This is a genomic window from Thermoleptolyngbya sichuanensis A183 (assembly GCF_013177315.1).
In the GTDB taxonomy this organism is placed as follows: Bacteria; Cyanobacteriota; Cyanobacteriia; order Elainellales; family Elainellaceae; genus Thermoleptolyngbya; species Thermoleptolyngbya sichuanensis.
Genome location: NZ_CP053661.1, coordinates 1,371,937 through 1,385,192 on the forward strand (window position 1 = coordinate 1,371,937; position 13,256 = coordinate 1,385,192).

Annotated in this window: 11 protein-coding genes; 6 read left to right on the forward strand and 5 right to left on the reverse strand. The window is 53.5% G+C overall.

The features are described 5' to 3' along the window. Positions 1 to 64 precede the first annotated feature (64 nt). A complete protein-coding gene (locus HPC62_RS05880; protein WP_172354179.1) occupies positions 65 to 2,125 on the reverse strand; it encodes a hypothetical protein in 2,061 nt (686 codons plus the stop codon). Positions 2,126 to 2,620: 495 nt separating this feature from the next. Between HPC62_RS05880 and HPC62_RS05885 the strand changes: the two genes are divergently transcribed. From HPC62_RS05885 to HPC62_RS05895, 3 genes are all read left to right on the forward strand, one after another. Then, a complete protein-coding gene (locus HPC62_RS05885; protein WP_172354180.1) occupies positions 2,621 to 3,139 on the forward strand; it encodes an FHA domain-containing protein in 519 nt (172 codons plus the stop codon). A 268-nt stretch (positions 3,140 to 3,407) separates the two neighbouring features. Further along, entirely contained in the window at positions 3,408 to 4,169 is a 762-nt protein-coding gene (locus HPC62_RS05890; protein WP_172354181.1) for a M50 family metallopeptidase, read from the forward strand. Between the two features lie 302 nt (positions 4,170 to 4,471). Beyond that, on the forward strand, positions 4,472 to 5,173 hold the full coding sequence (locus HPC62_RS05895) for a lecithin retinol acyltransferase family protein (RefSeq protein ID WP_390820064.1): 702 nt from the start codon (positions 4,472 to 4,474) through the stop codon (positions 5,171 to 5,173). Positions 5,174 to 5,350: 177 nt separating this feature from the next. Here the strand turns inward: HPC62_RS05895 and clpP are convergent, their stop codons facing one another. After that, positions 5,351 to 5,962 carry an ATP-dependent Clp endopeptidase proteolytic subunit ClpP gene (clpP, locus tag HPC62_RS05900; protein ID WP_172354183.1) on the reverse strand — a complete coding sequence of 204 codons (612 nt, stop codon included), beginning with the start codon at positions 5,960 to 5,962 and terminating at the stop codon, positions 5,351 to 5,353. A 132-nt stretch (positions 5,963 to 6,094) separates the two neighbouring features. Next, the gene (locus tag HPC62_RS05905; protein ID WP_225910609.1) at positions 6,095 to 6,505 is read right to left on the reverse strand and encodes a hypothetical protein; all 411 of its coding nucleotides are present in this window, start codon (positions 6,503 to 6,505) and stop codon (positions 6,095 to 6,097) included. 393 nt (positions 6,506 to 6,898) lie between these two features. Here HPC62_RS05905 and psbO point away from each other — a divergent pair, with 393 nt between their 5' ends. After that, positions 6,899 to 7,729 (forward strand): photosystem II manganese-stabilizing polypeptide, encoded by an 831-nt coding sequence (psbO, locus tag HPC62_RS05910; protein ID WP_172354184.1) that lies wholly within the window; start codon positions 6,899 to 6,901, stop codon positions 7,727 to 7,729. A gap of 332 nt (positions 7,730 to 8,061) precedes the next feature. On the opposite strand, the gene HPC62_RS05915 is transcribed toward psbO, so the two are convergent. After that, positions 8,062 to 8,199: a hypothetical protein gene (locus tag HPC62_RS05915; RefSeq protein ID WP_172354185.1), complete on the reverse strand. Its 138-nt coding sequence runs from the start codon at positions 8,197 to 8,199 to the stop codon at positions 8,062 to 8,064. Between the two features lie 599 nt (positions 8,200 to 8,798). On the opposite strand from HPC62_RS05915, the gene HPC62_RS05920 reads away from it, so the two are divergent. Both HPC62_RS05920 and HPC62_RS05925 read left to right on the forward strand, forming a co-directional pair. Further along, positions 8,799 to 9,605, forward strand: a complete 807-nt coding sequence (locus HPC62_RS05920; protein ID WP_172354186.1) for an RNA polymerase sigma factor SigF — start codon at positions 8,799 to 8,801, stop codon at positions 9,603 to 9,605. Between the two features lie 1,102 nt (positions 9,606 to 10,707). After that, on the forward strand, positions 10,708 to 11,664 hold the full coding sequence (locus tag HPC62_RS05925) for an RNA polymerase sigma factor, RpoD/SigA family (protein WP_172354187.1): 957 nt from the start codon (positions 10,708 to 10,710) through the stop codon (positions 11,662 to 11,664). 233 nt (positions 11,665 to 11,897) lie between these two features. Here HPC62_RS05925 and HPC62_RS05930 read toward each other — a convergent pair whose 3' ends face one another. Continuing rightward, positions 11,898 to 13,211 (reverse strand): NF041680 family putative transposase, encoded by a 1,314-nt coding sequence (locus tag HPC62_RS05930; protein ID WP_172353244.1) that lies wholly within the window; start codon positions 13,209 to 13,211, stop codon positions 11,898 to 11,900. Positions 13,212 to 13,256: the final 45 nt, after the last annotated feature.

Genomic DNA, 13,256 nt, shown 5'->3' on the forward strand with positions numbered 1-13,256 from the left:
CATTTGCTGCCCATGAATCTGCTCAGGGTTCAGCGCTAGACCTGACGCTGGATCGAGCGCCAGTCTAGTGCAACTCCTGAAGCAATTGCTGAAGCTGCTGCTTCAGGCTGTCCTGCGTTTGCTCTTGGGCGATGATGCTGGCTTGGAGGCGATCGCGCTCGTCTTCTAGGTGGCTCATTTTGGCTGCCAGCTTCTCGCGCAGGTCATTTTCGCTGCCGCTGTTATTCAAGGGCTGCAATTTTTTGGCAATGCCTTCCTGCTCGTCAGAGAGGCGATCGCGCTTTTTGGCAAGCTTCTGGATTTCCCGCTGCGTTTGGGCAATCTGCTGATGCAGGTCTAGAATGCCGCGCAACTCCTGAAACAGGCTGGCGTTGATAAATTTGTTGTGCAGGTACGCCTGGAGAGTCTGGTAATCCAGGTTGAGGATTTGTTCGTCTCGAGAAATTTTTCGGCGCTGCTGCACGCGAAACTCGCTCTGCTGCCGGGGGGCGATCGCCAGCTTCCAGCGCTGAAACTCAGCCGTCTGCTCCATCGGCTCCACCGTCTCAAACAACTCGTAGCCGCTGAGAATGCGCTGCTCAATCACCAAAGCAATGGGATAGGTGTTGCGGTTGTCGATGCGGTAGACGGTCTGGCGGGTTTCCCACTGGTCATGAACGAGGTAGTCACCTTTCCCAAGGGCGATCGCCGCCGTTTCCAGGCGTGACTCGTCTTCCCGCAAAATCTGCACGCCCAAATCCACAGCGTAGGGCACAAAAAACTCGCCCTCAGCAGGCGTAAAGCTCAGCACTGCTTCCCCCACGTAGTTCTCTGCCTCCAGCACCGTCGCCGGGCCGCGCTCTAGGGTCAGCCCAGTCGTGTTGGTCGCGACGATGGTCACCACTGGATGGTCTGGCATTTTTTCAGCGTTGAACCAGTGCTGTTTGCGGCTGGCCAGCGTTGCGCCCAAAATCGGCACCATCGCGCTCTGTCCCCGCTTGATCGTGACCGGAATGCCCACGTCGTACTGAAACAACTCGCCCCGCGCCACGCCCGTTGCCTGAACCTGAGTTGCCTGGGCCAGGTCGCGGCGGGCAGATTTGAACCGACTGCTGCCCATGCCTGGAGCCGCTAGCTCTGCATCTAAATCAGACTCGTAGAAGTTGGAATCCCTATCGAGTAAGCTGTGCGACACAGATGCCACATCGATATGTGAATATAGGCGACCTTCTTCAAAGCTGACGGGGCCCGCCACCGTTCGCGCTTCGTCCTCGACAGTGGGGCGATCGACAAAGCGGGGCGTGTAGAGGTCGTAGATAAAGCTGATGGGCTGTCCCGCGATCAGCGTTAGGGAGACATCTTCGAGATCTTCATCGAGCTGGTTGTCCACAATGCCCCAGCCCTGGATGAATAGCTGACCGCTGTCGCTGTTGTCGGCAACACCACTGCCCTCGGCAGGTGCATCGGGCGTGTAGCCGAGGCGATAGCTGACGCGCCAAGTGGGGCTGGGAGCAACATAGCTAACTAGCAGATCTTGATTGGGGCGATCGAGAAAAATGGTGACGCTGCGCTGTTCCTCGCGGGATTGGCTCAAGTCCAGCACATAGCGCAGATCATCGCCGCTGCGAGCATCCAAAATATCCAGACCCCGCACCTGAGACAGCAGAAACGTCCGCAGGCTAGGCGTGCTGTCGGCTTCGCTGCCTGTGGTCATGATGGCGACTAGAGTTTGCTCTGGCTTTTCGGCAATCTGGTTTAGCCCCACCATGCAGCCGCTGACCACAAACTCGGAGCCAGACGCGCTGATGATCCGCTCCTGCGCCCCGTCGGTTTCGCCGCCAGCGATATGGAGCCGCACCTGACAACCCCGCAGCGATCGCACCAAATCTAGCCAGGCCTGGCGATCGCTCAACACCAGCGGCGCTTTGCTCAGCGCGTCTTGCTTCTCTTCCGGCGTTTCATAGGACACGTTCACCACCTGCCCATCGCCCTGGGGAAAGGCCGCCAAGCTTTTGAGGATATCGTTCATTTCCTCTTTTTTGAACGTCAAGGTGACGGAGGACTCTGGCCCCAAAGCCCCCAAGCGCTCAAAGAAACCGACCCCGTGCTTGTATAGCACCATGCGCTTTACCGGTAAGTTGGGCATGACAGACGTTTTCCTCCAGCATCAACAATGACCGAAATGACCGATCTATCAAGAATGCAGATCTATCAAGAATGCAGAAGAATACAGGACAGACCGGAAATCGCCTCAAATACCCCAGCAGCCTCACACAGACCCTCAAAACATTGGCACACATTGGCACTTCCTAGAGTTCCCAGCCTATTCTAGATTGAGGCAGTCTTGTCCAGATTTGCCCCCTACGCGAAAGTCAAGTTGACCAGACCTGGCCATAAAGTTTGCATTTGCTTTTAAGAAAGCGACATAGGATTGCAGCGTAGGATTTAGGATGAGTGGATGATGAATGCCAGCCGTTGTTTCACCCTACGGCCAGCAGCCTGTCGGATCAGTCACAATACTTGATCAGCCCCAAGATTCAGTTTCAAATTTCAGCCATAAAATTCAGTCGCCCTGCCATCAGGCATCTCTTCCTGAAAATTTGCCACTCTGTTCTTTCGCCGTAGGTTTTGCGTCACGAGTGTGATTACTTTATCCCTTCTGCATCCGGTCAAGCAGGTTCCAGCCCAGGTTTGGAAGTTTGAAAATGAGTCGGTGATTCGCATTGGGCGAGCGACCGATAATAATGTGATTCTCTACAGCGCTGTCGTGTCTCGCCATCATGTAGAGCTGCGTCGGGTTGGCGCAAATTGGGAAATTGTTAACTTGGGCACAAACGGTACCTACCTGGACGGCAAGCGAATTACGCAAGTCCCACTGACGGATGGCGCAGTGATTCGGCTGGCCCGCTCTGGGCCGAATATTAAGATTCGCCTGGGCAGCGAAAACGGTGATGACCCACCCACGACCGGATTGGTGAGCGATCGCACGGTTGGGCAGCCTGCCTCCGATTTGCCCCAAGCCCCAACCGAAATCACCCGCGGTCGGCAGGAGGGCGATCCAGACTCTCCCGACGCAGCGACCAAAATCCATCGCCCACCGACTCCCGGCGGGGCAATTCCAGTGCCGCCCCATTTGCAGTTGCCTGATCCACCAACTTGAGTAGGAGGCGCTGCCGCTAGTGGCCTTCTAGGGCGTCCCTCTCTCTCTGTCTCTCTAGGGATTTCAGGTGTTGTGAACTGCTGACTAAACCGTGACCTGGCAAGTTTTGACCTGGCAAGTTTTGACCTGGCAAGGTTTCGAGTAGGCTATGCCCAGTGCCCCAGAGTTACGCCTGGAATCATGCCTGGAGTGGCACAGGGGGCGATCCACGGAGGCAAGCGCTAGAGTTGAGTCATGGTTCTGCAAGACTCCTCCTTCAAGCCCTGCCATGACGAATCGCTGGAACAAAGACAATCCGTTTGATGACCCGCAACGGTGGGATGGCTCCGACTCCAAGTCTGACCGGGTGGGGTTGACCTGGCTGGTCGCAGCGGCGATCGCCACCAGTCTGCTCTGGCAATTGCCCATTGGCAACTACATCCTGTATCCCTTCAGCATTTTGGCGACCTGGTTTCATGAAATGGGGCATGGACTCATGGCCATGCTGCTGGGCGGCAACTTCCAGCAGTTGCAGATGTTTCCCAACGGCTCTGGCTTTGCGGTTCACAGCGGCAGTTTGTTTTTGGGGCCCGTGGGTTGGGCGCTGGTGGCGGCGGCGGGGCCGATGGGGCCGCCGATCGCTGGGGCGCTGTTTATTCTGGCATCGCGCAGCCGCCAGATGGCCCGCTATGCGCTGCTGTTTTTGGGGGCAATGCTGATTGGGTCGGCGCTCATCTGGGTGCGATCGCTCTTTGGGCTGGTGGCCGTGCCGTTTCTGGGGGCTGCGGTGCTGGCGATCGCCCTCTCCGGCTATCCCTGGCTCCAGGTCTTCGCGATCCAATTTCTGGGTGTGCAGGCGTGCGTCAGCACCTATCACCAGATGGATTATCTGTTCACCCGCCAAGCCAATATCGGCGGGCAAGTCCTCCTGTCGGACTCTGGGCAAATCGCTCAAAACCTGCTGTTGCCCTACTGGTTTTGGGGCGGGCTAATGGCGATCGCCTCGCTGCTGTTGCTGGTCAAGAGCCTCCAGATCGCCTATCGAAATTAAGGGATAGGACTTACGCAATTGGACAATGTCTCGCGGGCGCAGCCCAGGAGATATTGTCCAAAATCCAAAGAGCTTATCGCAAGTGCGTAAGTCCTGAAGGGATTTGGATTCGGAGGTGAGGCAGCAAACAGAGTTTTGCCAATCGCTTGCCTAAGATAAAATTTTGCAGCAGCTCATGCAGGGTGCTGAAACCAATAGGCACTTTGGCCTGTGCAGGTGAAACTCGCCGTCAAACCTGATTCTCAACCCCAATCCCAACGCTTTACCCCTTGAACATGGCTCGAGGCGACCAAATCTACGTTATGCGACCGCTCGCTGGCATGGACGGTGTGTATGAACACCACGGCATCGACTGCGGCGATGGCAGCGTCATTCACTACAGCAAAGCCACCGAGCCGCCGACGATTCGCCAGACAGAGTTTTCGGCGTTTTCCTGGGGCAACCGGGTGTTCGTCAAGCAATACACCGTTTGCTATTTGCCCGATATCGTGATCGAACGGGCCGAGAGTCGGCTGGGTGAACAGCGCTATAGCTTGCTCGAAAACAATTGCGAACACTTTGCGACCTGGTGCAAAACGGGCCGCAGCGTCAGCGAACAGCTTGCAACCTTTGGACTCGATGCCGCCATGCTCAACCCCCGCAGTTCTCGCCGCATGATGGAAGACGCAGTGCTGGCGAACGACCCTGCAATGGCGCTGCAACAGTTCGACCAGGCGCGACGGAATATGGCGATCGCCTGCGACCAACTCCAGCGACAAATACAGGTAGCCCAGAAAGACATGGACACCTGGCATCGGATCGCAGAACTGGCCCTCAAGCAAGGCAAAGAACCCGCCGCCCGCGCTGCGTTGGAGCGAAAAGTCGCCGCCAAACGCGAACTCACCGACTATCAATCCCAACTCGACCAGCTCGACATCCTCGCAGCCGACCTAGAGCGTAACGCGGCAGCCCTACACCAGCGAATTGCGCTCTCTACTTCGCCAGAGCATCAGGATTGGGGCTGAACCTGAGTTTTGCGCCGGTTTTGGACTTTGGATTTTAGATTGACAATTTTGGATGAGAGCTTTTGGCACCGCCCAAAATCCCAACTCTACAATCCAAAATTGCCGAGATCTTTCAGAGGGGTTGCCGAAAGCCTCCACACAGCTTCCACAAAGCCCCCACTAAGCCCCCACTAAGCCCTAATTGGCGCTGACCACCGTCGGGCGACTGCCGACCGAATGCTTATCGATCACCTGATCAATCAAGCCGTAGTCCATCGCTTCCTTAGCAGACATGAAAAAGTCGCGCTCAGTATCGCGCTCAATGCGCTCTAGGGGCTGCCCTGTGTGCTTTGCCAGCCAGCGGTTGAGATTTTGTTTGTGGTAGAGAATTTCTTTTGCCTGAATCTCGATGTCTGTTGCCTGACCCTGGGCACCGCCGAGGGGTTGGTGAATCATAATCCGCGAGTGGGGCAGGCTCATCCGCTTGCCCTTAGCGCCAGCGCTCAGAAGAAATGCGCCCATGCTGGCGGCTAGCCCGACACAAATCGTGCAAACATCCGGGCGCACATGGTTCATGGTGTCAAAAATGCCCATGCCAGCAGTCACAGAGCCGCCTGGAGAGTTGATATAGAGATAGATGTCCTTTTCGGGATCTTCGGCTTCTAGAAACAGCATTTGCGCCACGATCAGATTCGCAACGTCAGAATCGACAGGCTGTCCTAGAAAAATGATGCGCTCCCGCAGCAGACGCGAATAGATGTCAAAGGCGCGTTCGCCGCGACCCGATTGTTCAATAACGGTAGGAATCATGGAGCCTTTCCCAAGTAGAACCTTTCTACTTATTTTAAGCCGTGTTTTGTTAAGCCGTGTTTTGAAAGTCGTCGCTGAGGGTTTAAAGCGGGTGGCTCCGACCCAGGAAGCACACCCCTAATGCTCTCTCGTCTATCGGCGCGGAAAGTCTTCTGGGTCAGCGATGGGGTTCAGGGGGTTGGGCGATTCAGCAGGAGGCTCATCTAGCAGGTGGCGCAAGAGCGATCGCAGCTTCATGCGACTAATGTAGGGCCAGCCACCTTCGGCCTCCATATCGCGCAGCAGGGCGTAGAGCGAATGGCGATTTTTGGGCAGCGTTTCTTGAAACATCGTGTCGCGGATTTCTTGATGCAGCTTTTCTAGCAGGCGCAATAGCCGCAACAGCGCAACGCCATCGCCTTCAGACGCTTTGGCGGTTTCCTGTACCTGTTGGGCGATCGCCTCTAGATGGCGCTGAAGTGTCTCCTGAGGCTGGAGCGCTTGCTCCAAACTTGCCAGATCTGGATGAGATGGGCGATCGCCTCCATTATCCTGCTCGTTCATGCCGCTCCACGCTCCACACAACTGAGAAACAACTGCTGAGAAACAACTGCAAAAGAATTTGCGAAAGAATCACGAAAGAACTCTGCAACACCTATGAAACACTTGTTCCATGCAATTTTCTATACATTTCTACACAATTCACGTCCCTTATCATCTACGCCAAAGCCAGGATTTACTCTAAAGTCTCGCCCTGAAGTCTTACGAAGTCGGTCTGTTCCAGAAACAAGCGCACAAGGTCTTGTAAAATTCAACATTAGAGTATCAGACACAATCTGTTAGATTTGTTCGACTAATCTTGTTCGATCAAACATTCGACCCAACAGACCTACGAATTCATCCACTAGAATTCATCCACCACCAAGCCATATCAAGATTGAGATATCGAGGTTGACCATGAGGTATCGCGCTCTAATTGTCGCGCTGATTGCGCTCTGTATGGGGTTTCTCACTGCCTGTAGCAGCGGCACCCCTACCGCCGCCAGCGGCCCGCTCACCTATGAGCAAATCCGAGGCACTGGTCTAGCTAACAAATGCCCTACTCTTGACACCATCAAGCGGGGTTCCATTCCGATTGACCCCAGTGAGACTTACAAAATCGTCGATCTGTGCCTGGAACCGACCAACTACGCTGTGAAGACAGAGCCAGCAAACAAACGCCAAGAGGCAGAATTTGTGGCTGGCAGACCGTTGACACGCTATACCTCCAGCCTCGACCAGGTGCGAGGCACGCTAAAGGTCAACCCCGATCGTAGCCTCACCTTCATCGAAGAAGAAGGCTTTGATTTCCAGGCCATCACTGTGCTGCTGCCCGGTGGAGAGGAAGTCCCTTTCCTGTTCACCATCAAGGACTTGGTTGCTACAACTCAGCCTGGATTGGACAGCATCTCTGCCTCCACGGACTTCGAGGGTGAGTTTAAGGTGCCCTCCTACCGCACGTCTAACTTCCTTGATCCCAAAGGTCGCGGTCTGACGGCGGGCTACGATAATGCAGTTGCGCTGCCTGCCCAGGCCGACAGCGATGAACTTCAGCGCGAAAATAAAAAGGCGTTTAAGACGGGTCGTGGCAATATCTCCTTCCAGATTGCCAAGATCAATGCCGCAACGGGCGAGATCGCTGGAACTTTCCTGAGTGAGCAGCCTTCAGATACTGACATGGGTGGCAAGGAACCTCTGGATGTTCGTATTCAGGGGCTATTCTACGCTCGGATTGAACCCGCTGCGTAGTCCCTCAAGACTCTATGAGAGTGACTGGCTACAGATTTTGATCTTTTAGCCCTTCTAGATTTTGAAACGAAAAGACCTGCTGGCAAGGCGCTGGCGGGTCTTTTCATGTTTGGGCTCAGTTTTTGGGCTAAATTTTTGGGCTAAATTATGAGGTTTCCATAAAGCTGAACTTTACTAAAACTTTAAAAAGTGCGGTTTGGAATCACGCTTTTATAAAGTCTGGAGCCAGAGAGAATCACAGTTTTCACACCATGTAATCCTCAAAGTTAGGAGCTAAAAGGTCTACTGGAAACTACCTGTCAGCTCTGTCTAGGGCCAGTTAAACGCTGTTTCTAAAGGGCGATCGCCCTCCTTGTCTTAAAGGCGATGTCCAGTTCACTGCTCCGCCGAGGGGCGATCGCGCTTAACGCTTTCTCATGATATTGCTCCATAATATTGGAAGCTTTCATCTTAAAATGTAAACTGCTCATCAGTGAATTCCACAGACTCGCGTCTGATTCTTTCCTCCTGATTCATTCATCAAGCCGTCTCAAACTTTTAGAGGATCTATCCCGATCTTCATCTAATGAGGCGATTCAGGTTTTTCGACACTTCTTTCAGGTTCCGTAAAAATGCAGTTGTAGGCGTTGCCCTAAACCAAATACCTTGAGTTCAGAAATTTTCTGGGGCCTCGTCAAGCGGCAGATTTATTACTATCAAGCAACGTTACTGGAGCTTTAGTGATTGGAGTTCGTTGTCAGAAATTTAGGATAGCTGAAACCTCTGACTTCATACGTTAGCTCACTGCTCCAAATTCGCTGCTCCAAATGCTTGCAAGTAGTAACCAGGCTCTAAGCAGCAAATAGGCTCCAGTTAACAAGCAAGAGCGTTTCTGCGCTCACTAGCCTGGTTTCACAACCTGCAAGCGACTGTTTAAGCCTCTGCTAACCTGCCAAATTTAAGTAAGCCATTGAGTCAAGTAAGCCAGGTAACTTGAGTTTCAACTTCTCAGTTTGATACCCTTGTGCCTTTCATAGGGATGCATCTAGGTTACGGTCTCTTGGCTAACCCCATCTACCTGAATCTCGTCATGTCTACACCCATTTCTACAGAACTTAAGACCGAAAGTTTACAACTCCTGCGAGATTATCAAACCTCTCCAACTGCCGAAATCCGCAATCAATTGGTGCAACTCAATTTTGGTTTGGTTCGCAAAGAAGCGCATCACTGGGTCAATCAATGCACCGAAAGCTATGATGACCTGCTCCAAGTGGGAAGCCTAGGACTGATCCGTGCTATCGAGCGGTTTGACATGAGCAAGGGTCATGCCTTTAGCTCCTTCGCCATTCCCTACATTCGTGGCGAAATTCAGCACTATCTGCGCGATAAGGGGTCTTCTGTTCGGATTCCTCGTCGCTGGCAGGCGCTTCAGCATCAAGCTGCAACCGTTACGCGCACCCTCCAGGCAGAGCTTCATCGTTCTCCAACCGATGCTGAACTTGCCTCTGCTTTGGGAGTCTCGCTCGACGAGTGGCAAGAAATCAAACTCGCCTACCGCAATCGGCTGCCCCTCAGCCTCGATGCGCCCATGCGAGAAGAAGAGGAAGGCGCAACGCTAGGTGAAATGCTGCCCGATTCGCAATACCGCAGTTTCCAGCTTGCTCAGGAAGACCAGATCCGGCTTCAACAAGCCCTGTATCAGCTTGAAAAGCGAACCCGCGAGGTTCTGGAAGCCGTTTTTCTCTATGACTTGACGCAAAAGGAGACAGCCGAGCGCTTGGGCATTAGCGCGGTTACTGTATCCCGCCGCGTTAAGAAAGGACTGAAACTCCTGAAAGAGTCGATGCTGGGCGCAGAGCCAGCTAGTCCATCGCGAGAGATTGGACGCTCTGCTTAGGGTTCAGCGTTGCTCGCTGAATTGCTCAGCTTGCCTTTCGAGTTCATGGCTTTGTCAGTCCCCGATGCTGCTTCTCAGAATTAAGCAGTGTCGGGGTTTTTGCATTTTTGTTAGTGTCCTTGGTTTTTCGCCACCTCAATCTGGCAACTGCTGAAACCCTTACAGCATGGTTGTTCTTGATTGGTCATTGTGAGGGTGGCGAATAAATCGGGACCCTGACGCATTTTTCGATCACATCCTCAGCCAACTTCTTGCTTTCTGTAGAGCAGAAAGCGTGTAAACCGGCCCCTTAGGCACAGGCGGTGATCAACGCAAGTCTTGTAAATTAAGGTATCTCAGTCGGAAGCGTTGTCTAAATGACTGGCTTATGCAGGCGGGAGAGGCTGATGCGGGTGCATAGCATGATACCTAGAGTCGATAGATTGCTGTGTGTGCCGCATATCCAGTTGTCTAAGCCAGCTTTCTACGGTTCGCATTTCTACAGTTCATATTCTGTCAGCGATTAGGACTTGGGCTGAATTATTAAAAAAACATTACGAACGAGCTGCTTGCGGAGGTGACCGATGCTGACTCTGATCACACTGGTTTTGTTGTACAGGATGCATTCATATCGGGAAAATCTCGGTAATGTTGGGTCTAACGTTTCTGGATATGCTCCCAATTTGCTGATTTAGGGGCGTGACAGCATCTCTCATAAGTGTTACATTTTTTAATATTCAGATTGAGCAAAGGGTTTCTGGGTGGTGAGTATCGGAGTGTATGAGGTGCTTCGTGTTGGCTGTCTCCCAGGCGTGTCTTCCAAAAGTTATTCACCTGATGAGTCTGTGATTAGGTTTCGGGTTCGATGCTGGGTCTGAGGTGCTTTTCTGAGAGGCGATCGCTCTGGTCGGGAGGCGGCATCTGTTGCCAAAGGGTAGCAGCCAAAGCTTGTCCATTGAGTGGTAGCTGAGGGTTCGCAATCAAATAGCAACTGAATAGCAATTGAATAGAGTCGTATCCAGCCCTCAGCGCTCTGGTCTTTAAGGTTTTTATTTTTCTCGGTTGGGTAGTTGCCCGGTAGCTGCCCCGTTTTGTGTTTTTCCAACTCCTCACGTGTCTTGTCATGAAAACGAGTCAAGCCTCCACCGATCTGGTTCGCACTTACCTTCGAGAAATTGGACGGGTTCCTCTGCTGACGCACGAGCAGGAAATTCTGTATGGAAAGCAGGTTCAGCGTCTGAGCCTGTTGCAGGACGTGAAGGCGGCGCTGTCGGAGCAGCTTGGGCGATCGCCCAGCCTGAAAGAATGGGCAGACCAGGCCGGCCTGTCGGTCGATGAGCTAGAGCAGGTGGTGGCCGAGGGCGAAAACGCCAAGCGCCGCATGGTAGAGGCCAATTTGCGCCTAGTGGTGTCTGTAGCCAAAAAATATATCAAGCGCAATGTGGATTTGCTGGATCTGATCCAGGAGGGCACAATTGGGATGCAGCGAGGCGTAGAGAAGTTTGACCCAACCAAAGGCTATCGCTTTAGTACCTACGCCTATTGGTGGATTCGGCAGGCAATTACGCGGGCGATCGCCGAGAAAGGGCGCACCATTCGCCTCCCAATTCACATCACCGAAAAGCTAAACAAAATTAAGAAAGCGCAGCGGCAGCTTGCTCAGCAGCTTGGTCGAGCAGCAACCGTTTCGGAACTGGCGACGGAGCTAGATATGTCGGTGAAACAGGTGCGCGAATATTTGGAGCGGGCACGCCAGCCCCTATCGCTGGATTTGCGAGTGGGCGATAACCAGGACACGGAACTGGGTGAGCTGTTGGAAGACACGGGGCCGTCTCCGGAGGACTATGCTGCCAATTCTTCGCTGCGAAACGAGCTTGAGCAATTGATGGCAGAGCTAACGCCGCAACAGCGCGAAGTCTTGTCGCTGCGCTTTGGGCTAGAGGATGGGCGATCGCTCACGCTGGCCAAAATTGGCGATCGCCTGAACATCAGCCGCGAGCGGGTGCGCCAGATCGAGCGGGAAGCCTTGACCAAACTGCGGAAGCGCCGGGCCGACATTCGCGAATACCTGGCCAGCTAGCACAAACGAGCTTTGGGGTTCGGACTCTGAGGGGGAGTGGCGATTCTCCGCTTCCCCTTTTATTTATATTTATGCATTTTTCTTATGCTCTCTAGCCATTCTTGGCATCTCGCAATGCACCTTTAGTTTGGACTAACTGGCATCACAATAATGCTCAACAGGATGCCATAAAGAATCTGCTCAACCGTTCATAACAGTTGAACTTAAGGAATTGGATACAATCCTGCTCGCAGTTAAGCTGCTGTTGCAACCGGACTGTTCAGGGATTGTTCGGATGTCTTGCGTTTCGAGGCTCGTTTTTTGACCATCGGATAGCAGGGACGAGGAGTTGGCTTGTGCCCCTTGCCTCGTCCTGGCGATTTACCACGAGGTTTAGGCGCAGGAGCAGGGGTGCCAATCGCTGCCAAAATGCCTGCAAACGCTTGTGCGACCCGACCCGGAGTCAACGTTTCTTGCGGTGCCTGCCAGGGCAAGGGGTGGTCAGTACAGTCCTTTCGCGCTAACCACAACTGCCAACTGAGCAACGGCATCAGGCTGCTCCACTGTTCGGTTGCCGATACAGAACTGAACTGGGGATGTGTCCAATATAGCCTCTGCTTGGCAAAGCGATACCAGTGTTCAATGGCAAAGCGACGGAGGTAGTGCAACCACAGGGTTTCTAACGGAGGCATCTGCTCACCCAGCCAAACTAACCACAAAGGAGCCAAGCGTCGCGTGCTGCTCTGTGTCTCCAGCACCTCCACGCGCAACACTTCCATTGCCCGTTTGGGGGATTTGCGGAAATGGTATGCACTCCAACGACTGACCCGCACTCGTCCCCAGTTGGGATCATCGACTTCAACGGTTTCGACCGGGACACTCCAAGTGTCAGGGTCATTGAGTTTCATCTTATGTCCATGCTTGGCAGGTGCGCCTCGCCCTCGATACGCTGGGGGCGCGCCATAGACACATCGATTGGATGTAACCCGCAGCAGCAAGTCTGCCTCAATCCCTGCCGTTTGGTTGACAAAACTGGCATTGCCGTACCCTCGGTCGTAGATCGCCAACGGACGCACCGCTAACTGCCGAGTCACTTGTTTGAGTTGGAATGCCGCTTTACTGGCGGGTGTTTCAAAGCTGGTGATGCGCTCATGCCGCAATGGTAATGCCCAACTGCCCCTGTCTTCAGCAATCCAGGCTAAGGTACTGTAGTTTTGTCCGGCTATCGGGGCATGTCCTGTTCTGCCTGATAAGGTGCGGTCTTTCAAACGCCTGGCAGCAGGACGGTTCCACCGACTCGCATCACCTGCCAACAACGGTTGCTGCTGAGTCGGTATCTGCTGCACCAACAGCTTCAGCACCTTTGATCGGGGTAGGCGGCTATCGCGCAACGCTTCATAGGTGCTCGACCACTGGCGACGAAAGACAGGACTCTGCGATAGCCTCACAAACGACACGATGCACGCACTCACTAACACGGCATCCATCAGATCAAACAGGGCATCTCTGGCGTTTCCCAAGCTGGCATACAACGTTTGGCGAAATTGCTGAAGTTCGTTGAAAATCATGGGGTCAATGTTGGTTGTACTTCATTGACCTTACGGCAGTCGGTG

What these genes read in the sequence shown, in the direction of transcription:
- HPC62_RS05880 (WP_172354179.1), bottom strand. Translation starts at nt 2,125, where the DNA reads ATGCCCAACTTACCGGTAAAGCGCATGGTGCTATACAAGCACGGGGTC.
- psbO (WP_172354184.1), top strand. Translation starts at nt 6,899, where the DNA reads ATGAGGTATCGCGCTCTAATTGTCGCGCTGATTGCGCTCTGTATGGGG.
- HPC62_RS05925 (WP_172354187.1), top strand. Translation starts at nt 10,708, where the DNA reads ATGAAAACGAGTCAAGCCTCCACCGATCTGGTTCGCACTTACCTTCGA.
- HPC62_RS05905 (WP_225910609.1), bottom strand. Translation starts at nt 6,505, where the DNA reads ATGAACGAGCAGGATAATGGAGGCGATCGCCCATCTCATCCAGATCTG.
- HPC62_RS05920 (WP_172354186.1), top strand. Translation starts at nt 8,799, where the DNA reads ATGTCTACACCCATTTCTACAGAACTTAAGACCGAAAGTTTACAACTC.
- clpP (WP_172354183.1), bottom strand. Translation starts at nt 5,962, where the DNA reads ATGATTCCTACCGTTATTGAACAATCGGGTCGCGGCGAACGCGCCTTT.
- HPC62_RS05930 (WP_172353244.1), bottom strand. Translation starts at nt 13,211, where the DNA reads ATGATTTTCAACGAACTTCAGCAATTTCGCCAAACGTTGTATGCCAGC.
- HPC62_RS05915 (WP_172354185.1), bottom strand. Translation starts at nt 8,199, where the DNA reads ATGAGCAGTTTACATTTTAAGATGAAAGCTTCCAATATTATGGAGCAA.
- HPC62_RS05890 (WP_172354181.1), top strand. Translation starts at nt 3,408, where the DNA reads ATGACGAATCGCTGGAACAAAGACAATCCGTTTGATGACCCGCAACGG.
- HPC62_RS05895 (WP_390820064.1), top strand. Translation starts at nt 4,472, where the DNA reads ATGCGACCGCTCGCTGGCATGGACGGTGTGTATGAACACCACGGCATC.